Consider the following 22,814-nt stretch of genomic DNA (forward strand, 5'->3'; position numbering starts at 1 on the left):
ATACAGTAATTACAACTATCGAATTGGATGACAAGAGACTTACATTGTTGTAAGGGTAATTGTTTAGTTTGTAATAAAGTGAAACTTTAATCAATGGGGCTTTTCTTCATCCCCCACTGATTATTAGCCCTCACCAATAGGGCTTTTACGGGCAGCCCTACCCCCACCTAACTTCTTTGCTTCCGCTGAATTTTGAGGTGGGGGGGCTTACTGCCCGTTAATGCGGGGGAAATTTAATTCAAGGTTAAGATTCGGAATTTTCCGTTGTTTTGAACTATAATTAGAAAGAGGGGGGATAATATGAAAAGAATTCTTGTTATTAGTGATATTCATGGAGAAATAGAAAAGTTCGAACAGTTGTTGAAAGAAGCTCAATATAATGCGAAAAAGGATCAATTAATCTTACTGGGAGATTATGTAGATCGTGGTCCAAATGCGCGTGCTGTAATTGAAAAGGTAAAAGAATTGAAAGAAGAGGGAGCACTCATTTTAAAAGGAAATCATGAAGATATGATGATTAAGGCGTTAACGACAAATGAGGAACGTTCATGGAACCATTGGGTAAAAAGAAATGGTGGAGATAAGACATTATATAGTTATGGATTTGTAGAAGAAGATATTGCGGTTAATGAGAAAGACTTCCAAAAACCGATTTTACAATCTTCTGTATTAGAGGAACATATAAAGTTTATTCAAGAATTAGATCATTACGTTGAAACAGAAGAGTATATATTTGTACATGCTGGGGTTGAGCCGATGAAACGAGTTTCTGAATCTGAACCATATACGTTAATGTGGATCCGTAATGAATTTCATAATGGATATAGCGGTGAAAAGGTTGTTGTATTTGGGCATACGGAAACAAAGACGCTTCATAGTAGTGAGGATTGCGGAGTGTATTTTGGTAGTAATCGTATTATTGGAATTGATGGCGGGGCTGTGTATGGTGGTCAGCTAAATTGTTTGGAGTTGCCAAGTAAAAAGGTATATGTAATAAAAAATTGAAAGAGATAAGAGGAATCTTATTTCTTTCAATTTTTTATTAAGGTAAATTTAAGACAAAGTTTTTATAATAAAAATTCAAAATTTGAGAAGGAAATAGTTGAAAATGAAATTACGTAATATAACTACATTCTTTTGTTATGAAGAGAAGAAATGTAATAATAAATAGAATTGAACTATTTGATGGAAGGTGAGAGCATGCGCTTACTTGTAATAGAAGATACTACTTCGTTATTAGAATCTATCGTACAAATTTTGCGTGATGAATTTGAAGTAGATACGGCAATAAATGGAGAAGATGGATTGTTTTTAGCGCTTCAAAATATATATGATGCAATTTTGTTGGATGTGATGATGCCAGGGATGGACGGATTTGAAGTGATTCAAAAAATACGTGATGAAAAGATTGAAACACCAGTCCTGTTTTTGACAGCGAGAGATTCTTTAGAAGATCGGGTGAAGGGATTGGACTTTGGTGGAGATGACTATATCGTTAAGCCATTTCAGGCCCCTGAATTAAAAGCGAGAATTCGCGCTTTACTACGCAGAAGTGGTAGTTTAACAACGCAGCAAACAATTCGCTATAAAGGGATTGAATTGTTCGGAAAAGATAAAGACGTTCAAGTAGATGGACAAGGTATTAAGTTGACATTGAAACAATATGAGCTACTAGAGTATCTCATTCAAAATAGCGGGAAGATTTTAATGCGTGAACAAATTTTTGATCGTGTTTGGGGATTTGATTCAGATACGACAGTAGCGATTGTAGAAGTGTATGTGCATCATTTACGTAAAAAATTAGAGCCATTCGGTTATCAGAAAGATATTCAAACCGTTCGAGGTATTGGATATATATTAAAAGAACAATGAGAAAAGGAAGTATGTTTCAAAAGACACGCATTCGTTTGACTATAGTGAATTCATTAGTATTTATCCTATTAATAGGTATATTAGGCAGTATTATTTATTCATACACATATAAGCGTATTTATAATGAAGTGGATCAATCTATAAAAATGATGGCCCAGTATAGAGAGAAATTAGATGTTAAAATACCACCAAGAAAACGCATGGAGAATATCCAGATTGGAGATCCGCGAGTAACTAGAATAACTTGGAATGGGAAAATAGTGAAAATAGAGGGCGATAACCGTAAATACCGTTCTATTTTTGAAGAGAATTTGGAAAAGTTTTCTCCAAAAAAATTAGGGGAGTTACAAGATATTGAAGTACAAGGACGATATTTTAGAGCATTTTCGCTTCAAAAAGATGGAGAAATAGTTCAAATCGTGCGAGATATAACAGCGGAAGAAAGAATGTTAAATACTTTATTTTTAATCCTCGTTATAGGTTGTAGCATAGGAAGCCTCTGTGCGATAGGTATCGGCTTTTTCCTAGCTGGCAGAGCACTTGTACCTATTCAAAATTCATGGGAGAAACAGCAGCAATTCGTTTCTGATGCATCACATGAACTAAGGACACCGCTTGCAGTTATTCAATCAAAAACGGATGTGTTATTCCAATCACCATCCGCTACGATAGAAGAAAAAGCGATAGATATTTCTACAATTTCAAAAGAATGTAGGCGGTTATCGAAACTCGTTAGTAATTTATTATTGCTAGCACGTTCTGATTCTAATCAAATTGAGATGGATAAGAAAACATTTGAACTTGATAAATTGTTAGAAGAAATAGTAGCTCCATATAAAGAGATTGCTTCTTATCAAGAAAAAGAAATGATACTAAAAGTAGAACGTGGTGTATCTTTTATGGGGGATAGAGAGCGGATTCATCAAATGATGGTCATACTGTTAGATAATGCGATGAAGTATACAAACGAAGGTGGGCATATTCAAATCGATTGTACGCAAACGAGTAGTTCAATTCGTATACAGGTGAAGGATGACGGGATAGGAGTGAAAGAAGAAGATATTCCGAAATTATTTGATCGTTTTTATCAAGGAGATAAAGCAAGAAGTACGTCAGAAGGAGCTGGATTAGGTCTTTCAATCGCAAATTGGATTGTAGAAAAGCATTATGGAAAAATATCAGTAGAGAGCAGGTGGGGAAATGGCACTAGTTTTGAAGTGATTTTCCCTAAAAATCAAAAAATATAAGTAAGAAGACGATCTTGTTTTTACAAGGTCGTCTTTTTTTAAGGGAAAGTTAAGAAACTATTTATATTATGTATGGCATAAAGAACGTTCGTTACATGAAGAAGAGACTAGGTGTATGTGAGTGGATTTTATCAATCATAATGTTATCTCAAGCAGAGATGAGATGTATGTATAGTATTAAAAAAATTATGGGAATGCTGAAAAAGAAAGTGTAAGAGGGAGGAATTAATTTTGAAAAAGAAAATGATGATGGTATTCACTATTGGAGTAATGAGTTTAAGCATATTAGGGGGTGCCTCTCCTTCTGAAACACAAAAAGGAAAGACAGATTACACGCAGCGCAGTAAAGAACAATTGAACAATGGTAAGATACATGCAGTGCATACAGAAGAAAAAGCAGAGGAACTAGGTATTGAAACGGAAGGAAAAGAACAAATTACATTAGAAAAAGAAATTCATGAAACAGAAGTAGGAAGGGAAGCAGAGCAGTTAGGTATTTCGATAGAAGGAAAAGATGTTGGGACGCTGTCAGAAGAAATCTATGAAACAAAAGTAAAGCAAGAAGCGTTAAAGCTAGGTATATCTATAGAGAATACATCAATTGTAGATTTAATTACTCAAATTAATACGATTAAAATTAAAGATGAAGCAGATAAATTAGGCATTTCTACAGATGGAAAAGAAATCGAAGACATCGCGGAAGAAATCTACGGAACGAAAGTAAGAGAAGAAGCAGGAAAGTTAGACATTTCTCAAAAAGGAAAAGAAATTGAAGAGTTAGCACAAGAAGTGTACGAACAAAAAGTACAGGAAGAAGCAAAAAAATATCATATTGATTTGTACGGTAAAGATATATATCAAATATTAAAAGAAATTAATGAACAAAAGGTGCTACAAATGGCAGATGAGCTTAATATGGATAAAATGAATATGAATATTCAAGAGTTAGCGGAAAAGATAAAAAAAAATCAGCCTGAAAAAGGAAAAGAACTAAATTTTGTACCGATGATTAGAACGGATGCTGACGCATTTTATTCTTATTTAACGAATTAATAAGGGCGTGAAAGTGATAAGAAAATTGAAGTGGTATATATGTACAGCTTTACTAGGTGCAGCAATATGGAGTGTATATACAAATGGAATTCCAAAGTATGTAGAGAAGTTTACATTCTCAAATATACAAAGAGGAAAAGAAACGGAGTTTTGTAATAACGATGAAAAAGTCATCTTATCAAATGTTCCATTAATTCAGCAGTTACCAGAATTGGATAGAGGCTGTGAAGTGACAAGTTTAGCGATGATGTTACAATATGCTGGTGTTTCAGTGGATAAGATGACATTAGCAAATGAAATAAAAAAAGTTGATTTTATAGACGATGGTGTGCGCGGGAATCCGAATGAAGGATTTGTAGGTAATATTTATACATTTTCTGAATCAGGATATGGTGTATATCATGGGCCACTTTTTCAGTTAGCGGAAAAATATTTACCTAATAAAGCTGTAGACTTAACTGGGAGGAATATAGAAGAGATTTATAAGAGTGTAAAAGCAGGACAACCGGTAGTCATGATCACAAATGCAACATTTGCACCATTAGATGAAGATGAATTTACTACATGGAAAACAAATAGTGGAGATGTTTCTATTACGTATAATGAACATTGTATTGTACTTATTGGGTATGATCAGGAATCTGTATATATTCGAGATCCACTTGAGGATAGCTTAGATGTAAAAGTGCCGAGAGAAATCTTTGAACAGGCATGGGTGCAAATGGGGAGTCAGGCAATTAGTTATGTAAAGAACTCCAAATAAATTAGGAGGAAGAGTTTTAGTAAGATGACTATAAGGCGAAGGATAGAGATTGAAGATTATAAGAGAAATTTTTTAGAGTAGAAGCTGTTGAGAAATAAGAGAACTTTAGTATATATAATGCTAAAGTTCTCTTATTTTTATGATTAAAATCCTTATTAAGGAGTGAATATGTAAAAATGCATAATTGACGAAAAATTTACATGTTATCATTATATATTGTTTTATACATGTTAATTGTATAAAATGACACAAGTATCCACATTACATAAAGGAGGCTTATTATGCAAAAAATATTTAACGGGGTTAAATGTATGAGTATCAATAAAAAATTAATCATTTCATTTTTTATTATTTTAACTATACCAGGAATTATTATCGGTGGTGTTTCATATCAAACTGCCAAAACAAATTTTGAACATCAAATGACAGCTAAAGCAAAGGAGAATATTTCGATTTTAAATACTGTTATTTCTCAAAATATAGAAGAGAAATTTGTTGATGCGACGTACTTTGCAGACATCTTAACAGAGGATACATATCCAAATGGACAGGAAGAAATAGTAAGAACGAAGTTAGCACAATATATAAAGCTTCATCCAGAAGTAGAAGGTATTTATATTGGAACGCAGACGGGAAAGTTTATAAGAGAACCATTTATCCAAATGGCTGATGGGTATAATCCAACAGATAGATCTTGGTATAAAGAAGCACATGAAAATAAAGGGAAAGTAATTGTTACTGCACCATATCAATCAGCATCTACAAAAAATATGGTAGTGACCATTGCGAAAGAAGTAAAAGATGGTAAAGGTGTTATAGGAATTAATTTAAACTTAGATAACATCTTAAAAATTTCCAAAATGATTAACATTGGTGAAAAAGGTTATGCAGTTATTTTAGATCAAAATAAGCAAATTGTTAGTCATCCATCTAGAAAACCAGGTGCGAAAGTTACTGATCCTTGGGTTAAACCAATTTATGAAGATAAACAAGGAAATGTGTCTTATACAGAACAAGATGATAGAAAGAATTTAATCTTTGCAACAAATGAAAAAACAGGCTGGAAAGTAGTTGGAGTTATGTTCGATGAAGAAATTAACCAAGCTGCCAGTCCAGTGTTTTATAAGACTTTAATTGTTATTGCTATCGCTATTGCATTTGGTAGTGTATTAATTTATTTCATTACAAGGTCTATTACAGGGCCATTACGAAAAATAGCTGAATCAGCATATAAAATTAGTAAGGGAGATTTAACAGAGAAAATTACAATCCATTCTAAGGATGACATAGGGAAATTAGGGACTTCATTTAATGAAATGTCTACGTCTTTACAAGATGTTATTACCCAAATTAGCTTTTCAGCAGAACATGTCGCGGCATCGGCTGAGGAGTTAACAGCGAGCGTACAGCAAGCAAATGATGCGACAGATCAAATTACAATTGCAATGGAACAAGTATCAGGTGGGGCTGAATCACAAAGTCAAGGTGTTGAAGAAGGTGCGGCTACATTACAACAAGTAAATACAGCAATTCAAGATGTAACCGGAAGCGCAGAGTCAATTTCTATTTCCTCATTACATGCGAGAGAAAGAGCTGAAGAGGGAGAAGATTTAGTTGAACAAACTGCAAAACAAATGCAGTCTATTTCTAGGTCGGTATCCGAGTCAGATGCTATTATTAAACTTCTTGATGAGAAATCAAAGCAAGTAGGAGCTATTTCTGAAGCAATTCAAAACATAGCTACTCAAACGAACTTATTAGCTTTAAATGCGGCTATTGAAGCAGCAAGAGCAGGTGAACAGGGTCGAGGATTTGCTATTGTAGCAGATGAGGTTAGAAAATTAGCAGAGCAATCAGGAGAGTCATCTGGAGAGATTGCAAATTTAATTGCAGAAATTAAGGCGGATATTGAACATACTGTTAAGGCAATGGATAATGTGAATGGAGAAGTTCAACAAGGGCTTGATGTTGTAACAAAAACGAAAGTAAGTTTTACGGAAATTTTAAGTTCTACTACACATATTGTTTCTCAAGTTAATCAAATGGTAGAAACAACGAAGAGAATTGCTGGAGATGCAAATGAAGTGACAAATGCTATTGATGAAATTGCAGCGGCTGCAGAAGAAAATACAGCTAGTATGCAAAGTGTTGCAGCTTCAACGGAAGAACAGGTTAATTCAATGGAGGAAATTAGTTCAGCTTCGCAAAACTTAGCTGGGATGGCCGAAGAACTACAAGCGATGACTAGTAAATTTAAAGTATAATAACAGCAGATAAGTAAGGTGAAAATAATATCACCTTACTTATTTTTCTATTCAGCAATTAGGGGAGTCATTAACGGGATGAAAAAAAGAAAAAGACTATGGAATTTGTGGAAAACGATTACATTGTTAGTTTGTACAGTTGTAATTTTTTCTTTACTTGTGACAGATATATTAATTAGTCATAATGTAGAACGGGCGACGGAGGATAGCCAAGCAGAGAAAGCAAAAACAATTGCACACATTGTGGCGAATGATTCAATTGTAATCAATGGCTTGGTTGGGAAAGCGGATACTCCTGCAATCCAAACGTATACAAATAGGATATTAAAAAACACAGGTGTTCAATTTATTGTAGTTATGGACATGGATGGAATAAGAAAATCTCATCCAGATCCTCAAAAAATAGGTTATCATTTCATTGGTGGGGATGAAGGGCCTGCATTGAAAGGAAAAGAACATGTATCGTTAGCAGAAGGAACTTTAGGTATTTCCATGCGAGTATTTGTACCAATATTTTCTGAAACAGGTGAACAACTTGGAGCAGTGGCTGTTGGTATTTCAGCAGATAATGTAAAAGAGAGAGTTAAGGAAAGTAGACATATCATTTATATTGGTGTCGGAGTTGGGGTATTAGTCGGAATTATAGGAGCAATATTACTAGCTAGACATATAAAGAAAAGTTTATTCGGTCTTGAGCCGCACAGGATAGCAAAAATTCTTGAAGAAAGAAATACGATGCTACAATCTGTAAAGGAAGGTATTATTGCTGTAGATAAAGAGGCTAGAGTAACGTTAATTAATAATGAAGCGAAACGTCTATTTAAAAAAAGCGGACTTGAAGAAGATTTTATCGGTAAAGATGTTGAGTTGTATATGCCAAATTCACGTATAAAAGAAGTATTGAAAACGGGAGAAGTACAATTAAACGAAGAACAAAATATTTACGGAATTACGATTGTGACGAATCGAGTTCCTTTATATGTAAAAGGAGAAATAGTTGGTGCAATTGCAACATTTCGTGATAAAACAGAGATTAGAAAACTAGCAGAGGAACTAACTGGTATTAGACTATATGCAGAAGCATTACGGGCACAATCTCATGAGTTTATGAATAAGATGCATGTCGTATTAGGGCTTACACATATGAAACAGTATGAAGAATTACAGAAGTATATAAGCGGCATGGTATCAGAGCATCAATATGAAATTGGTGGAGTTATGAAAAGAATAAAAAGTCCAGTATTTGCTGGTTTTTTACTAGGTAAGCTCAGCTATGCTAGAGAGAAAAATATAAAATTAATTATAAGTGAAGATTCTTATATGCCGGAAATAGATGATGAAAGTATTACTCATGAACTTATTACGATTGTCGGAAATTTAATTGATAATGCATTAGAGGCAGTTACGAATTGTGAAAACAAGCAAGTTGAAGTTAAGATACAACATGGGGATATACTAACTATTACAGTACAAGATACGGGAAAAGGTATACAAGAAAAAGAAATAGAGGAATTATTTACGAAAGGTTATTCCACAAAGGGAGATAACCGCGGTTATGGTTTGTATCTTGTAAAAGAAAGTATACAGCGAATAAATGGGGAAATTCATATGCATTCATTAGTAGGAAAGGGAACAACGATAACGATTGAAATACCTAAAGGTAGGGATGAGAGGCAAATATGATTAAAGTTTTAATTGTAGAAGATGACCCGATGGTAGCAATGTTAAATACGCATTATTTAGAGCAAGTAGGAGGGTTTGAACTTGTTCAAGCAGTTAACTCAGTAAAGTCGGCGATAGAAATATTAGAGAAATCACGAGTAGATTTAGTATTACTTGATATTTTTATGCCTGAAGAGACTGGGTTTGAGCTTTTAATGTATATCCGGAACCAAGAAAAAGAAATCGATATTATAATGATTTCAGCTGTACATGATATGGGAAGTATTAAAAAAGCATTACAATATGGTGTAGTAGATTATTTAATTAAACCATTCACATTTGAACGATTTAAAGAGGCATTAACTATATATCGAGAAAAACTTACTTTCATGAAAGAACAACAAAAAATTAGTCAATCGGAATTAGATTCGTTAATTTTACAAAAAGAAAAAAGAGAGCCTACTGTCACTAAAGAGCTTCCGAAAGGTTTAACGAAGCAAACGTTGCAATTAATTTGGCAGAAGATCGAGTCTCTGAATGGAAGAGTATTTACAACAGATGAAATGGCACAATTAGTTGGAATTTCAAGAGTTTCTATTCGAAAATATGTAATGTTTCTGACTGACATTGGGGTGTTAGAAAACGAAATGATGTACCAACATGTGGGAAGACCTGTAAGTAAATTAAGATGTGTTGATCAAAAGAAAATAGAGTTTTACGTATAAGCGACTTAATATAAGTCGCTTATACTTTTTTTAATTACAAAATCAATTACAAAACTTACAAAAACTATTTTTACTATTGAAAGCGTTTTAATATTGTTATTAAGAAAACGAGGGGGTGCCATATGGGAATTCAAAAGAATGTGGAAGCGGTATCATTTTCTGAAGGAAATGAAGTACAAAGAGAATCTTTCGCTTCTAAAATTATGAATGTAAAAATCGGTGTTATACCTTTACCGTTATATGTAGTATTGGCTGCTATTATTTATGGGGCATCTGTATATAATAAATTGCCAGCAGATATGATTGGTGGATTTGCAGTTATTATGATCATGGGGATTTTCTTAGGCGATATTGGGATGAGAATTCCAATTTTAAAAAATATCGGCGGTCCAGCAATACTTTCGTTATTTATTCCATCATTACTTGTATTTTTTAACTGGATGAATCCAGCTTCAATGGAAGCTGCGACTATGTTAATGAAAAAATCGAACTTTTTATATTTATATATTTCTTGTTTAGTAGTCGGAAGTATTTTAGGAATGAACCGTAAAGTGTTAGTACAAGGTTTCGTTCGCATGTTTATTCCTTTAGTAGTAGGGACGTTAGCTTCTGTAGCAGTAGGATTATTGGTCGGTTCATTATTTGGATTTGAAATGAAGCAGACATTCTTCTTTATCATCGTACCAATTGTGAGTGGCGGTATCGGGGAAGGGATTTTACCATTGTCGCTAGCTTATAGTGATATTTTAAATGAATCATCAGCAACGTTTGTATCACAGCTTATTCCAGCAGCTATTATTGGAAATATGTTCGCAATTGTAAGTGCAGGGTATATGAAGCGTTTAGGTGAAAAGAAACCGGAGCTTAGTGGTAACGGTGTATTAGTGAAAACAGACAATCAAGCAGAATTATTAAAAGAACAAAATACAGAGAAACCAATTGACTTCTCATTAATGGGAGCAGGTTTATTAATTGCGTGTACGTTCTTCATCTTCGGAGGATTTGCTTCTAAGTTCATCGGTATTCCTGGGGCAATTATTATGATTTTCTCAGCAGCACTTGTGAAATACTTTAAATTAATGCCAGCAAAAATGGAGCAAGGAGCATTCCATTTATATAAATTTATTTCGAAGAATTTAACTTGGCCTTTAATGGTTGGATTAGGATTGCTGTATATTCCGTTAAAAGACGTAGCAGCAGTTCTTTCAGTAGGATATGTTGTTGTGTGCGCATCGGTTGTTCTTACAATGGTAGCATCAGGTTTTCTTGTAGGGAAAGTGATGAAGATGTATCCAGTTGAATCGGCGATTGTAACTGGATGTCATAGCGGTTTAGGCGGAACTGGAGATGTTGCTATTTTATCGGCTTCAAATCGTATGGAATTAATGCCGTTCGCGCAAATTTCGACTCGTTTAGGCGGGGCGGCAATGGTTGTAACGGCGACAATATTATTAAAGATGTTTTCATGATCAAACAAGCTAGCTATATTCATATAGCTAGCTTGTCAAATTAAGGGGAGATTATAAGTATGTTAGCAAATCAAATTAATGAAAGATCATTGTTATTGCATAAAGAATTAGTAGGGAAAATTGAAATTACAAGTAAAGTTGAGGTAAATTCAGCGTATGATTTAAGCCTGACGTATACACCAGGTGTAGCGGAGTCTTGTAAAGCAATTGCGGCAGATGAAGAAACAGTGTATGACTATACAGCACGTGGCAATATGGTGGCAGTTGTTTCAGATGGAACAGCGGTACTCGGCTTAGGAAACATTGGACCAAAAGCGGCTATGCCTGTTATGGAAGGAAAAAGTATTTTGTTTAAGAAATTTGCGAATGTAGATGCTTTCCCATTATGTTTAGGCACAACGGATGTAGATGAAATCGTTACCCTTGTAAAAAATTTAGAGCCTACATTTGCAGGGATTAATTTAGAAGATATTGCAGCACCGCGTTGTTTTGAAATTGAAAAACGATTAAAAGAAGAAACGAATATTCCTGTATTTCATGATGATCAACATGGAACAGCTATTGTCGTTTTAGCAGCTGTTATTAATGCATTAAAAGTTGTTAGCAAACAAATGGATAATGTGAAAATCGTTATTAACGGTGCGGGCTCGGCAGGAATTGCAATTGGAAAATTATTATTAAAGGCTGGTGCAAAGCACATTACGTTAGTTAGCCTAGAAGGTATTGTTTGTGAAGGTGAAACATGGATGAACGAAGCGCAAATTGAAGTTTCAAAAAAGACAAATCGTGAACATGTGCGTGGAACGTTAAAAGAAACGATTCACCAAGCTGATATTTTTATTGGCGTATCTGCTCCTAACGTATTAACGAAAGAACTTGTGCAGACGATGAATGAGAAAGCAATCGTGTTTGCAATGGCGAATCCAATTCCAGAAATCTTCCCTGAGGATGCATTAGAGGCTGGGGCAGCTGTAGTAGGAACTGGGCGCTCGGATTATGCGAATCAAGTAAATAATGTATTGGCGTTTCCCGGAATATTCCGCGGTGCGTTAGATGTGCGCGCAACTGATATTACAGAAGAGATGAAATTAGCGGCAGCATATGGGATCGCTAACATCATTACTGACGAAGAACGTAATGCGAATTATGTAATCCCAAATCCATTAGATAAAAGAGTTGTTCCAAGTGTTGCAGAAGCAGTAGCGAAAGCAGCTATTGATTCAGGCGTGGCGCAAATTACGAAAATACCAAGTTATTAATAGCTAAAAGCAGTGCCTAAAAGGCACTGCTTTTTTGAGATAAGAAATCAAAATAATGAAGAAGTGTAGAATTATTTATATTTCTCCACTATTTATTTAATTCCATTGCAACTTGTTTACCATTCACTAAAACCTCAGTTACTGCTACGATTACTTCTATCATTTTTTTCATCTCTCATCTCTCCTCGTTTCATTTCTTACTTTAAGTATAAGAGAAGAGAGATAATTCAACTATCGAAGTACATGATGTAGAAATTACATTGTTGTAAGAAAGTGGTTTATTTTTGTCACTTTACTCAGCAGTGATTACAAACTGATCATAATATTTTTCATTCACATATATATTTAATAACCATAATCCAGATGAAGGTAGTGACATAGTGAGAGGGAGTTCGTTTGTAGTAGAATCGATTGTATTTGAAGTAGTCCAAGTTTGTTTGGAAGTTTCTTTTTGAAAGAGTACTGGTGTTGGAGTTACAGATCCTTGTTTTAGCGCAATAATAGACAATTTTCCAGTTGGTATTTCAGAATCTAGAAAGTACCACATTATTTCATTTTGTTCATTTGCGATAATAGGACTATCAGCCATTGCGATTTTTCCTTCGATGCCTTTTAAAGGTATTTTTCCGTCTATGAATGAGGGGGCTTCTTCCCAATTTACATCTTTTAAAACACTAAGGTGAAAGAAGGAAGGTGCGTTCACTTGAGTGGATGACGTTGCGACAGCTTCAGTTTTAGATGCTTTTGAATCAGATTGTGCTTGTGTGCATCCAGTGATGAGAAAGGAGAGAAGTAGCATAGTTCCGATTTTTTTCATGGTGCCACACTCCTAGTTTTTATTGTTAGTGTAATTGTATTTGCTAGAAGGCGGGACAATTCCTTTAAAGTATAAAAAGAGGTCGTAAGTTTTGTACGACCTCTTTTGACATTTTTTATCCCGTAAAAGCCCGATTGGTGTAGGTTAATAATTAGTGGGAGATAGCCCCAACTAATTAAAGTTTCACATTATACTTGTTCAGTTGTATAGGGTGGTTCGGTTTCTTTTTGAGGCATCGTCAAAAAAATAACGGACAGAACGATACATACGCCGCCTAATAATTGATATGTTCCAAAAGATTCATTTAGCCAAGTGATTGAAACGATGGCAGCTACAAGGGGTTCAATGCTAGATAAAATGCTTGTTTCTGTTGCTGCTAAATATTTAAGACTACCGATATATAGAAGGAAAGAAAGGGTACCACTAATAATGATAAGAATAAGCATAGAAAAGGTTTTTAGTGTAAGAGTTTGTGAAAATTGATTCCACCCGAATGAACGATTATAAATAAGTAGTACAATTCCTCCGATTAACATCCCCCAACCAATTACTACAGTTGTCCCGCATTCTTTAATGAGAGAAGCCGGATGAAGGGTATAAAATGCAAATCCGATTGCTGTTAATAGTCCAAAAATAATAGCTTCTTTGGATAAAACAATATTTTCAATTGAGCCATTTGTAATAATAAAGTATGTTCCTATTAGCGCGGCTATAATTGCGAATAGTTGCATGGGAGCAGGGAATTTTCTTTGTTCAAATGCAACATACATGGTAATAAGAACAGGACCTAGAAATTGAAATAGCGTTGCTGTGACTGCATTACTAATATGAACCGTTTCGATAAAGGCGTATTGCGCACCAAGCATGCCGAGAATAGAGAAAATAATAAGTTGTATAGAATATCTAGGGTGTTTCCAAATTTGAAATATGTTTTGTTTCTTTATAAGTAAGAAAGACAAAATAAATATTCCTGCAAGCAACAATCGAATTGTTAAAAAATCAATTGAGGATACATTAGTATGCTGAAATAGCCACTGAATCATTGGACCAGATAATCCCCATAATGTAGCCCCTGTAATAATCATAATGAGTCCGATACGTTTAACATTGTTCATTATCATGTTTCTCCTCTCCAGTATTTGATTTTTTATGTGTGACATGATAAAAGGAATTATATATAACTTCTGGTACTGTAAAAAGTATCAGATTTTAGTTTTATTAAGGGGTCAGATATTATGTTAGAATTAACGCCTAATTTAAATATGAATAGTAAAAAGGCATTATATGTGCAATTGTATGAGTATATAAAAAAAGAAATTAAAGATGGATCGATTGTCCCTTTTACGAAATTACCAGCTAAGCGAAAGTTAGCGATACATTTACAAGTAAGTAAAAATACAGTAGAGGCAGCGTACGAACAATTACTTGCAGAAGGTTATATTGAGCCGATATCGAGAAAAGGTTATTTTGTATGCAAGATTGAGCAAATGGTTCATGTAGAGGATAGCGGAGAGAGAATAGAAGAAGTACCGTTTCAGGAGAAGAGTTATAAATTTGACTTTACACAAACAGGAATTGATACAAATGCTTTTCCATTCAATATGTATCGGAAAATTGTAAATGAAGTATGGCAGCCGCATAATAACGAACTTCTCTTTCTAGGACACCCTCAAGGGGAAGCGAGCTTAAGAGAAGAGATTACGAATTATTTGTATGAATCTAGAGGTGTGCGTTGTTCAGCTAGTCAAATTGTATTAGGAGCGGGAACACAAATATTAGTGAAACTATTGTTTCAATTGTTAAAGGGAAGCAATTATGCAGTTGAAAACCCAGGGTATCATAGGAAGATGGTTGTTTTTGAACAGGGAGAAGCAAGAGTCCAAATGTTATCTTTAGATAGAGATGGAATTTGTATTGCAGATTTAGAAAATAGCAATGCGAATGTTGTATTTGTTACACCTTCCCATCAGTTTCCAAATGGAATGATTATGCCTATTACGAGAAGGATGCAGCTTTTACAATGGGCAAAGAAAGAAGAGGGCAGGTATATTATTGAAGATGATTATGATAGTGAATTTCGCTATTCTGGAAAGCCTATACCGGCGCTGCAAGGATTAGATACAGAGGGGAAAGTTATTTATATGGGGACGCTATCTAAAGCATTATTGCCATCGCTACGGATGAGCTATATGGTGTTGCCGAAGAAATTAATTAAAAAGTATCAACAGCAATATTTATTTTATACACAAAGTGTTTCAAGAATGGACCAAGAAGTGATTAGAAGATTTTTAAATGAAGGCTATTGGGAAAAACATATTCATAAAATGCGTGTCGTCTACCGAAAGAAGAGAGATCGACTTGTTTTTGAAATAGAGAAGTATTTCTCTAATCGTGTTGAAGTGATAGGAGAAGATTCGGGATTACACATTTTATTAAAAGTGCATAATGGAATGCGGGAAGAAGAATTAATTCAAGAAGCTGCGAAATATAGTATCAAAATATATCCTGTGTCTACGTACTATAAAGATGGTACGGCGCCTGAGAATGTAGTTTTGCTTGGGTTTGCGATATCATCAGAGGAAGAAATTGCGAAAGCGATTCAATTATTACACAAGGCATGGTTTACAAGAAAGTAAAAAACATCCTCCAAACATGAGGATGTTTTTTATTATTTATTTTCATCTAAGAATAAGACCATATGCTCTTCGTCCCAATATTGTCCGTTATATTTTAATGAACGTTCTTGTACACCGAATGTTTTAAAACCTAATGACTCATAAAGTTTTTTTGCTCCATCGTTGCCAACAACAACATCAAGCATAACTTGTTCTACTTCTAAAGATTTAGCAAGTTCAAGACATTCTTTAATAAGTGCTTTTCCTGCTCCAAGTCCGCGTGCTTTTGGAGAAACATATACAGAACCGATTTTAGCTTTATGTTCTTGTTTTACATATGGTTTCGTTTCCAGTGTTGCAACCCCGATTAATTTCCCATCTTTAAATGCACCTAGCGTATAGTTTTCATCTTGTGCTAATTTTTGTGCTTTATATTCAATCGCACACTCTTTATTAATAATATCTTCATAAGAAGAGCTGAATGCTTCAGGGTTTTGCTTTAATCCTTCTACGCGAAGTTCTAAGTAAATTTCTGCTTCGTCTTTTGTTAATACATGGATATCCAATTATATCACCCTCCAAATCTTTGACAAATGTATCTTTATTTTATATTGAAATAAGAATAATTTCAAAAGCTTAGCTTATATAAGCTGTTTTTATGAACAAAATAACACCAGTAGTGTTTACTACTACTGGTGTTTTCACACGCATATTATTCAAAAGGTATATCGATTATAAAGTTTGTTCCCGCTCCTAATTGGCTTGTTACTAGAATAGAACCGTTATGCAATTCTACAATTTCTTTTGCAACAGCTAGCCCGATACCTTTTCCGCCTGTAGCTCGTGTTCTGGATTTATCAACACGATAAAAACGGTCAAAAATATGCGGGATATCTTGTTCAGGAATACCTTCACCTTCATCTTGTACACTTATTGTAAAAGAATCTGTTTCCATGAGTACACGTATCGTAATGGATGTGTTTTCTGGCGAATGTTGATAAGCGTTGTGTAATAAATTTAACATAACTTGTTCCATACGTCTTTCGTCTATGCAAACTTCTAAATCATCTTTGCAATATACATGAAGTTGCATTTGCTTATTTGTTAATGTTGTTTTTGTTTTTTCTACCATTCGTTCTAAAAATGGCTGAAGAAGCACTTTTTGTTTTTTTATAACAAATTGGTGTTGTTCTAATTGTACAAGCATAAATAAATCTTGGACGAGATCGGTTACACTATCCGTTTCATCCTCAATGATTTGTAAGTATTCTTCTCGCTCCTCTTTTGTTAAAGAGTCTCTCTTTGCTACCTTCGCATAACCTTTCATATAGGTCAATGGAGTTAATAGTTCATGAGCGACACTAGCGAGAAATTCATTGCGCTCTTTTTTCATATACGTAAGTTCACTCGATAAATCTTCAATTGTTTTTGCTAAACTTCCGAGTTCATCATTTCGCTTAATACCTAATTGAATTGGCTTGTTTAATTTTGACATTTTTTCTGTCGCTCTCTTCATTTTTACAAGTGGTTCTGTAATAACGCGTGAAAAAACAAAGACAGAAATTGTTGTTAAAATAATTGTTAAAACGCTAATGATAAGAAATTGGTTCATGAGTTTAAGTAACATATTTTCTAGGAAAGATGTTTTTAATAACATATATAGCTTTCCTTGAAACTTTGTTGTGTTAAGTGGGCTTACTGTTGTGATGAACTTTGATTTTTTCCAGTTCCTTTCAACGACCAACCCGCCGTCTGGAACAGTTTCTGTTTTACAAGTAAGTTGTTTTTGCATATCTTTTGTTACGGGTTCTGAGGTGGAAATAATTTTGCCGTTATGGTCAGTAATAATGATAGCTATATCGGAGTTAGAAATTGATTCCGATTCAACTAAGTGTGCAGCCTCATTCGTAATATCGAACTCAGGGTACACAGGACGTTTAGGATTTTTATTATGTTCAGCGTGTTTCATTTCTTTATAATATTCATCCCGTCTCTCGCGGCTTTTAATTTTTTTACTATAGCGATTACCTTTCTCTAAAAGAGCATCTGTTTCCTCTTCAATACGTATTTTTGAAAGGCTTTTATAAAAAGATACGAAAGCAATTGTTTCAATACATAAAGCTAATATTAAAAAGTATGTCCCAATTTTAAGGGAAAGTTTACTCATTTTTTCACCATACCTTATCCATAATAAAGAGTCAGTGGTATACGATTTCCCACTGACCGAAGTAATTATTCACTTTTCCATTTATATCCGACTTTATAGACCGTTTCTAGGTAATCTTCAATCGGAAATCCTTTTTTGCGTAGTTTATCACGGATATTACGAATGTGTGAATCAATTGTTCTATATTCGATATCTGTTTCATAGCCCCAAATTTTTTCGATTAAATCATCTCGGCTATAAGCTCGGTTTGTATTTTGCAAAAATAGTCCGAGTAACGAAAATTCGATAGGAGTTAGCGAGATTTTTTCATCATAAACTGTGACAGTATGTTTCGTTTTATCCCACTCAATACCATTGAAACTAACAAAACCATCTTTTTTTGTACGGCGTAATATAGCCTCGATTCGTGCGACTAATACATGCTCATCAAATGGTTTTGTAATATAATCATCTGCGCCCATCGTGAGGCCTTTCACCATATCGTAGTTTTGGTTGCGAGCTGTTAACATAATGATAGGAACGTTGGAAATTTGACGGATTTGATAGCAAGTATCCCATCCATCCATACTTGGCATCATAACATCTAATAAAATAATATCGAATTCTTTTTGTTCGATTAAATTTAGTGCTTCAAGGCCAGAGGTAGCTTTCATGCAAAAATAGCCGCGAGGGCTTAAGAACAGATCTAATAATCGTAACATACGTTCTTCATCGTCTACTAATAAAATTTTTACCATAATCTTGTGCACCCCAAACTGTTCATTCTACTTATATAGTTTACATGAAAATAATAAAAAACTCTTTTTATGTGATTGAGTGGAAGAGTTATTTTTCGCTCAGAGTAATTGACATAAAAAATGCACTAGTTTTGCACAACTATTTTTTATAATAGAAAACGTAGCGACACAAAATACCCTATGTTGCGACATAACGTCATGTCATTTTATTTATAAAATGACAATTCCATTCTATTGTGTATGTGAGATAGAGAGGGTTTTCGTATTCACCTCGCATCGGATAAGAAAAATTTCCTATCTCACACTTTTTTTAAAAAGGAGATCATACACATGAATCCAAAAGAAGAAATTTCAAAAAAAGAAAAGCAAGATCGTAATACGGTTGTCATGTGCGTTGCCGTATCTATGGTTATTATTATAAGTTGCGTAAATAAAATTTTGGGGATTTTATAATATAAAAAAAGCTGATTGCTTCTTAAGAAGCAATCAGCTTTTTTCATTGTTAGGGGAGTATTTCTATTATGCCTTTCGAGAGGACTCCGTAAGTGAAGGTGGTGAGGTGAATCGAAAAAAATATTTTATTTTCAAAAAAATAGAGGGAACATACGTTCTTTTTTGCTATAATATCCTTAACAAGGGGGTGAATAAAATGACAAAGGAAAATCCATCAAACTATAAAACTCTTCAAATTTGGATTAAAAAAGGGCATCGTATGTATTCTTATTTTCAAGAATGTTGTCATAATGCTAAGAACATGTACAACACCACAAACTTTTATATACGTCAGGTGTACACTGGATTAACACAAGAAAAAGAGTTGCAGCCTTTGCAAAAAGAAGTTCTGGATAATATTCATAAAAATATTGGTAAGATGAATGACACACAACTTCTTGCCTATCAGAAGAAATTGGAAAAAGAGAATTTAAAGCCTAAAGAAGAACAGAAAGAGATTAAATGTAATTTGTTTTCAGAACCTAATTTTGAAAAACCTTATGTAGATTACAACTTTCTAGATGCACTATTTAAGGCTATGATTCAAAATGATTATCGAGCTTTGCCTACGCAATGTAGCCAGTCAATCATGAAATGTTTGTTCCAAAATTGGAAATCTTTTTTTGCTAGTTTAAAAGACTATAAAAAGAATCCAAACAAATATGCTGGAATGCCTAGGATTCCAAAGTATATTCGTTCTTCTGAAAAAGAGATTCTGTATACAAACCAAGATTGCATCATTAAAAACGGTAGATTTTTAAAGTTTCCAAAGACGAAATTGCAATTAAATATTGGGAAACTAGGTTTCACTGAAGGTAAACTGAAACAAGTTCGTGTGATTCCAAAATACAATGAATATGTAGTGGAATTGGTAATTGATGTTCCTTCTGAACAACAAATGATTGAAGAGAATGCTCGTTATATGAGTATTGATTTAGGGATTGATAACCTTGCAACCATCGTAACAAACACAGGTATGAAACCTGTCCTTGTTAAGGGCAAACATGTCAAAAGCATAAATCAATATTACAATAAAATGAGGAGTCATTTTACAAGTATTCTTAGAAATGGAAAACAAACTAATAAAGGACCTTTTACTTCTAAAAGGATAGAAAAACTTCATCAAAAACGTTACTTGAAAATAAAAGATGTCTTCCATAAAGTTAGTCACCACATCGTAAAACTAGCTCAAGAAGAAGAAGTTTGTAAAATCGTTATTGGTCAAAACAAAAGTTGGAAACAAGAAACGAATATAGGAAAAAGAAATAACCAATCGTTTTGTTATATCCCGCATAATTTACTGATTCAAATGATTACATACAAAGCAAATGCTGTAGGCATTCAAGTTGTTGTAACTGAAGAATCATATACATCGAAAGCAAGTTTTCTGGATAACGACTTCATTCCAACGTATGGAGAAAATGACCAAAATACAACTTTTTCAGGAAAACGAATAGAGCGCGGCATATATCGTTCAGCAAATAAAACTTTAATTAATGCAGATGTAAATGCTGCGGCTAACATTTTACGAAAAGTAATCCCAAATGCATGGACAAATGGGATAGAGGGGTTAGGCGTGAAACAGCTCGCTAATGTGTTAACTCCCCTGACGTTAATCATCCGTTAGGTCGAAACGTTAGAAACCCCCACTTCAAGCTTTGCTAAGTGGGGGAGTGTTCATATGATAAACCAAGGTAAAATTGCTAATCCAGAAGTTACAATTGCTGTAGTAAATATTAAAAGCATAGCTCGTTTGTTTTGTTTCATGTCACATTCTCCTCTACATATCAAGTACATGCGATCAGCGTGGGATGTAGTTCCCCACTGAGTAAAGTTTCACTTTATATTTTTAGTATAATGAATGGAAAGGTTTGGTACGATCGATAAAGGTGACATGAAGATTACATTGTTGTAATGAAAAAGCATCTTTCTTATTAAGAAAGATGCTTTTGGAAAACTCCCCCACTGAGTAAAGTTTCACCTTATATTGAAGTATTAATCATTTAAGAACAGAACCATATGTTCCTCGTCCCAATATTGACCGTTATGTTTTAATGAACGCTCTTGTACGCCGTAAGTTTGGAAACCTAATGACTCATATAATTTTTTTGCTGCATCGTTACCAACTACAACATCGAGCATAAGTTGTTCTACATGTAATTTATCGGCATTTTCAATAATTGCTTTAATTAGAGCTCGTCCTGCTCCGAGACCACGTGCTTTTGGAGAAACAAAAACGGAGCCAATTTTTGCTTTATGTTCTTGTTTAATAAATGGTTTTGTTTCTAAAGTAGCGATACCAATTAAATCATTATCTTTGAAGACACCTAGAGTATACTTATCCGGATTGCTTAATCGTTTAGCCATAGCAGCCACAGGATTTTCATGTTTAAGAACATCTTCATAAGAAGAACTAAAAGCTTCCGGATTCTTCGTTAAACCTTCCATACAAACTTTTAAATATATTTCTGCGTCCTCTGTTGTTAATAAGCGAATTTCCATAGTTGTAACCTCCCTGGTGGATTTCAAATAAATCCATTACTTTTATAAGATTGAGTATATGTTTTGTTAGTATTCTCTTTTAATTTGTAAAAGAATGAAAAGATATATGCTACAATGTTTTGTTTTAATTATGTAATGAAATTATATATTAACTTTGTTAACTATTCAAGTGTTTAATATGTTACATTTTTATAACTAAAATAACTCCTCGATTGAGGAGTTATTTTTTAAACATTGGATTGATAGCCATCAATTCGTTTTGGATGTGTGTAAATATTACAAGATTCATTTCTAATAAACCCTACGACTGTAATGCCTAAATCATGGGCAAGTTGCAATGCCAGTTTTGTTGGAGCGGATTTAGATAGAACAATTTCACATCCGATTTTTGAAACTTTGAGTAAAATTTCGGATGAAATACGTCCGCTAAATGCGATGATTTTTCCTTTAATCGATATATCGTTACGCAAACAATGACCATATATTTTATCTAATGCATTATGTCTTCCAATATCCATTCTTGATAGGAGGATATTGTTTCGATCACATAGCGCGGTATTGTGAACACCACCAGTTTGGCGAAAGGTAGTGGAAGATTGTTGTAAAGTATTCATTAAGTAAAAGCATTCTTCAGGAGTAATTTTTACATGTATATCATGTAAGTCTTTTGCTTTTGCTGCGTCGTTTACGAAAATAAAACCTTGTCTACCTTTTCCGCAGCAAGAAGTGATGTATCGTTTATTATATAAAGTTTGATAGAGCGGATTCACTTTTGATGATTTTACATGGACAATTCCGCTATCTTTTTGAACCCATAGTTCTTCAACATCTTTATAGGAAGAAATAATCCCCTCAGAAATTAAAAAACCAATTACCATATCTTCAATATAATTTGGTGTGCATACGACTGTTACATATTCTTCACCATTCAACTTAATAGTAATAGGAGATTCTGTAACAATCTCATCAAGCTGTTTTGAAAATGTACCAGATTGATAGCGTACAATTGTATAAGTCTCTTGCGTAGGCCCCATATTAAATTCCCCTTTTATATGTATTTCTCTCCCACATTTATCATAAAACAATGGAAAAAATAAAAACACCTATTAACAAGAAGATCACAGATTATTTTGGTTATTATTGTATATGTACGATATAATAGAACTGTAG

At 34.0% G+C, this 22,814-nt stretch carries 20 protein-coding genes; 13 read left to right on the forward strand and 7 right to left on the reverse strand.

Annotation, left to right across the window (positions count from 1 at the left end):
- The first annotated feature begins 300 nt into the window (after positions 1-300).
- The 10 genes from CGQ22_RS25245 (at position 301) to CGQ22_RS25290 (ending at position 12,314) form a co-directional block, all read left to right on the forward strand.
- Positions 301-1,005: a metallophosphoesterase family protein gene (locus tag CGQ22_RS25245; protein WP_089149514.1), complete on the forward strand. Its 705-nt coding sequence runs from the start codon at positions 301-303 to the stop codon at positions 1,003-1,005.
- A 195-nt stretch (positions 1,006-1,200) separates the two neighbouring features.
- Positions 1,201-1,872 (forward strand): response regulator transcription factor, encoded by a 672-nt coding sequence (locus CGQ22_RS25250; RefSeq protein WP_001238549.1) that lies wholly within the window; start codon positions 1,201-1,203, stop codon positions 1,870-1,872.
- Positions 1,869-3,119: a sensor histidine kinase gene (locus tag CGQ22_RS25255; protein WP_080545850.1), complete on the forward strand. Its 1,251-nt coding sequence runs from the start codon at positions 1,869-1,871 to the stop codon at positions 3,117-3,119. Before CGQ22_RS25250 ends, CGQ22_RS25255 begins: the two co-directional genes overlap by 4 nt.
- 231 nt (positions 3,120-3,350) lie before the next feature.
- Positions 3,351-4,172 (forward strand): hypothetical protein, encoded by an 822-nt coding sequence (locus CGQ22_RS25260; protein WP_000728557.1) that lies wholly within the window; start codon positions 3,351-3,353, stop codon positions 4,170-4,172.
- 7 nt (positions 4,173-4,179) lie between these two features.
- Positions 4,180-4,935: a C39 family peptidase gene (locus CGQ22_RS25265; RefSeq protein WP_046946730.1), complete on the forward strand. Its 756-nt coding sequence runs from the start codon at positions 4,180-4,182 to the stop codon at positions 4,933-4,935.
- A gap of 281 nt (positions 4,936-5,216) precedes the next feature.
- Positions 5,217-7,199, forward strand: a complete 1,983-nt coding sequence (locus CGQ22_RS25270; protein WP_089149515.1) for a methyl-accepting chemotaxis protein — start codon at positions 5,217-5,219, stop codon at positions 7,197-7,199.
- Positions 7,200-7,277: 78 nt separating this feature from the next.
- Positions 7,278-8,882 carry a sensor histidine kinase gene (locus CGQ22_RS25275; RefSeq protein ID WP_000746400.1) on the forward strand — a complete coding sequence of 535 codons (1,605 nt, stop codon included), beginning with the start codon at positions 7,278-7,280 and terminating at the stop codon, positions 8,880-8,882.
- Positions 8,879-9,586 carry a response regulator gene (locus CGQ22_RS25280; RefSeq protein ID WP_000598666.1) on the forward strand — a complete coding sequence of 236 codons (708 nt, stop codon included), beginning with the start codon at positions 8,879-8,881 and terminating at the stop codon, positions 9,584-9,586. The genes CGQ22_RS25275 and CGQ22_RS25280 overlap by 4 nt, the downstream gene beginning before the upstream one ends.
- A 122-nt stretch (positions 9,587-9,708) precedes the next feature.
- A complete protein-coding gene (locus CGQ22_RS25285) occupies positions 9,709-11,055 on the forward strand; it encodes a 2-hydroxycarboxylate transporter family protein (RefSeq protein ID WP_000512725.1) in 1,347 nt (448 codons plus the stop codon).
- Between the two features lie 59 nt (positions 11,056-11,114).
- Entirely contained in the window at positions 11,115-12,314 is a 1,200-nt protein-coding gene (locus tag CGQ22_RS25290; RefSeq protein ID WP_000880788.1) for an NAD(P)-dependent malic enzyme, read from the forward strand.
- Positions 12,315-12,606: 292 nt separating this feature from the next.
- Here CGQ22_RS25290 and CGQ22_RS25295 read toward each other — a convergent pair whose 3' ends face one another.
- Both CGQ22_RS25295 and CGQ22_RS25300 read right to left on the reverse strand, forming a co-directional pair.
- The gene (locus CGQ22_RS25295; RefSeq protein ID WP_000719688.1) at positions 12,607-13,131 is read right to left on the reverse strand and encodes a DUF4871 domain-containing protein; all 525 of its coding nucleotides are present in this window, start codon (positions 13,129-13,131) and stop codon (positions 12,607-12,609) included.
- Positions 13,132-13,319: 188 nt separating this feature from the next.
- Entirely contained in the window at positions 13,320-14,246 is a 927-nt protein-coding gene (locus tag CGQ22_RS25300; RefSeq protein WP_001067022.1) for a DMT family transporter, read from the reverse strand.
- Between the two features lie 120 nt (positions 14,247-14,366).
- On the opposite strand from CGQ22_RS25300, the gene pdxR reads away from it, so the two are divergent.
- A complete protein-coding gene (gene pdxR / locus CGQ22_RS25305) occupies positions 14,367-15,767 on the forward strand; it encodes a MocR-like pyridoxine biosynthesis transcription factor PdxR (protein WP_061883765.1) in 1,401 nt (466 codons plus the stop codon).
- A gap of 32 nt (positions 15,768-15,799) precedes the next feature.
- Here pdxR and CGQ22_RS25310 read toward each other — a convergent pair whose 3' ends face one another.
- From CGQ22_RS25310 to CGQ22_RS25320, 3 genes are all read right to left on the reverse strand, one after another.
- Positions 15,800-16,312, reverse strand: a complete 513-nt coding sequence (locus tag CGQ22_RS25310) for a GNAT family N-acetyltransferase (protein WP_000351212.1) — start codon at positions 16,310-16,312, stop codon at positions 15,800-15,802.
- A gap of 146 nt (positions 16,313-16,458) precedes the next feature.
- Entirely contained in the window at positions 16,459-17,913 is a 1,455-nt protein-coding gene (locus CGQ22_RS25315) for a HAMP domain-containing sensor histidine kinase (RefSeq protein WP_000041021.1), read from the reverse strand.
- Positions 17,914-17,978: 65 nt separating this feature from the next.
- Positions 17,979-18,650, reverse strand: coding sequence for a response regulator transcription factor (locus CGQ22_RS25320; protein ID WP_000238960.1), 672 nt, complete (start codon positions 18,648-18,650; stop codon positions 17,979-17,981).
- Between the two features lie 330 nt (positions 18,651-18,980).
- Here CGQ22_RS25320 and CGQ22_RS32635 point away from each other — a divergent pair, with 330 nt between their 5' ends.
- Both CGQ22_RS32635 and CGQ22_RS25330 read left to right on the forward strand, forming a co-directional pair.
- The gene (locus CGQ22_RS32635; protein ID WP_001068392.1) at positions 18,981-19,103 is read left to right on the forward strand and encodes a hypothetical protein; all 123 of its coding nucleotides are present in this window, start codon (positions 18,981-18,983) and stop codon (positions 19,101-19,103) included.
- Positions 19,104-19,299: 196 nt separating this feature from the next.
- Positions 19,300-20,769: an RNA-guided endonuclease InsQ/TnpB family protein gene (locus tag CGQ22_RS25330; protein WP_089149516.1), complete on the forward strand. Its 1,470-nt coding sequence runs from the start codon at positions 19,300-19,302 to the stop codon at positions 20,767-20,769.
- Positions 20,770-21,137: 368 nt separating this feature from the next.
- On the opposite strand, the gene CGQ22_RS25335 is transcribed toward CGQ22_RS25330, so the two are convergent.
- Together CGQ22_RS25335 and fdhD are read right to left on the reverse strand one after the other, a co-directional pair.
- The gene (locus CGQ22_RS25335) at positions 21,138-21,644 is read right to left on the reverse strand and encodes a GNAT family N-acetyltransferase (protein WP_000405883.1); all 507 of its coding nucleotides are present in this window, start codon (positions 21,642-21,644) and stop codon (positions 21,138-21,140) included.
- Positions 21,645-21,871: 227 nt separating this feature from the next.
- A complete protein-coding gene (gene fdhD, locus CGQ22_RS25340) occupies positions 21,872-22,678 on the reverse strand; it encodes a formate dehydrogenase accessory sulfurtransferase FdhD (RefSeq protein WP_089149517.1) in 807 nt (268 codons plus the stop codon).
- Positions 22,679-22,814: the final 136 nt, after the last annotated feature.

The sequence above is a fragment of the Bacillus sp. M13(2017) genome (assembly GCF_002218325.1).
In the GTDB taxonomy this organism is placed as follows: Bacteria; Bacillota; Bacilli; order Bacillales; family Bacillaceae_G; genus Bacillus_A; species Bacillus_A thuringiensis_K.

Excerpts from the sequence above, each read along its gene's own strand:
- fdhD (WP_089149517.1), bottom strand. The coding sequence starts at position 22,678 with ATGGGGCCTACGCAAGAGACTTATACAATTGTACGCTATCAATCTGGT.
- CGQ22_RS25330 (WP_089149516.1), top strand. The coding sequence starts at position 19,300 with ATGACAAAGGAAAATCCATCAAACTATAAAACTCTTCAAATTTGGATT.
- CGQ22_RS25335 (WP_000405883.1), bottom strand. The coding sequence starts at position 21,644 with ATGGAAATTCGCTTATTAACAACAGAGGACGCAGAAATATATTTAAAA.
- CGQ22_RS25270 (WP_089149515.1), top strand. The coding sequence starts at position 5,217 with ATGCAAAAAATATTTAACGGGGTTAAATGTATGAGTATCAATAAAAAA.
- CGQ22_RS25300 (WP_001067022.1), bottom strand. The coding sequence starts at position 14,246 with ATGAACAATGTTAAACGTATCGGACTCATTATGATTATTACAGGGGCT.
- CGQ22_RS25285 (WP_000512725.1), top strand. The coding sequence starts at position 9,709 with ATGGGAATTCAAAAGAATGTGGAAGCGGTATCATTTTCTGAAGGAAAT.
- pdxR (WP_061883765.1), top strand. The coding sequence starts at position 14,367 with ATGTTAGAATTAACGCCTAATTTAAATATGAATAGTAAAAAGGCATTA.
- CGQ22_RS25320 (WP_000238960.1), bottom strand. The coding sequence starts at position 18,650 with ATGGTAAAAATTTTATTAGTAGACGATGAAGAACGTATGTTACGATTA.
- CGQ22_RS25250 (WP_001238549.1), top strand. The coding sequence starts at position 1,201 with ATGCGCTTACTTGTAATAGAAGATACTACTTCGTTATTAGAATCTATC.
- CGQ22_RS25295 (WP_000719688.1), bottom strand. The coding sequence starts at position 13,131 with ATGAAAAAAATCGGAACTATGCTACTTCTCTCCTTTCTCATCACTGGA.
- CGQ22_RS25290 (WP_000880788.1), top strand. The coding sequence starts at position 11,115 with ATGTTAGCAAATCAAATTAATGAAAGATCATTGTTATTGCATAAAGAA.
- CGQ22_RS25245 (WP_089149514.1), top strand. The coding sequence starts at position 301 with ATGAAAAGAATTCTTGTTATTAGTGATATTCATGGAGAAATAGAAAAG.
- CGQ22_RS25280 (WP_000598666.1), top strand. The coding sequence starts at position 8,879 with ATGATTAAAGTTTTAATTGTAGAAGATGACCCGATGGTAGCAATGTTA.
- CGQ22_RS25315 (WP_000041021.1), bottom strand. The coding sequence starts at position 17,913 with ATGAGTAAACTTTCCCTTAAAATTGGGACATACTTTTTAATATTAGCT.
- CGQ22_RS25255 (WP_080545850.1), top strand. The coding sequence starts at position 1,869 with ATGAGAAAAGGAAGTATGTTTCAAAAGACACGCATTCGTTTGACTATA.
- CGQ22_RS25275 (WP_000746400.1), top strand. The coding sequence starts at position 7,278 with ATGAAAAAAAGAAAAAGACTATGGAATTTGTGGAAAACGATTACATTG.
- CGQ22_RS32635 (WP_001068392.1), top strand. The coding sequence starts at position 18,981 with ATGAATCCAAAAGAAGAAATTTCAAAAAAAGAAAAGCAAGATCGTAAT.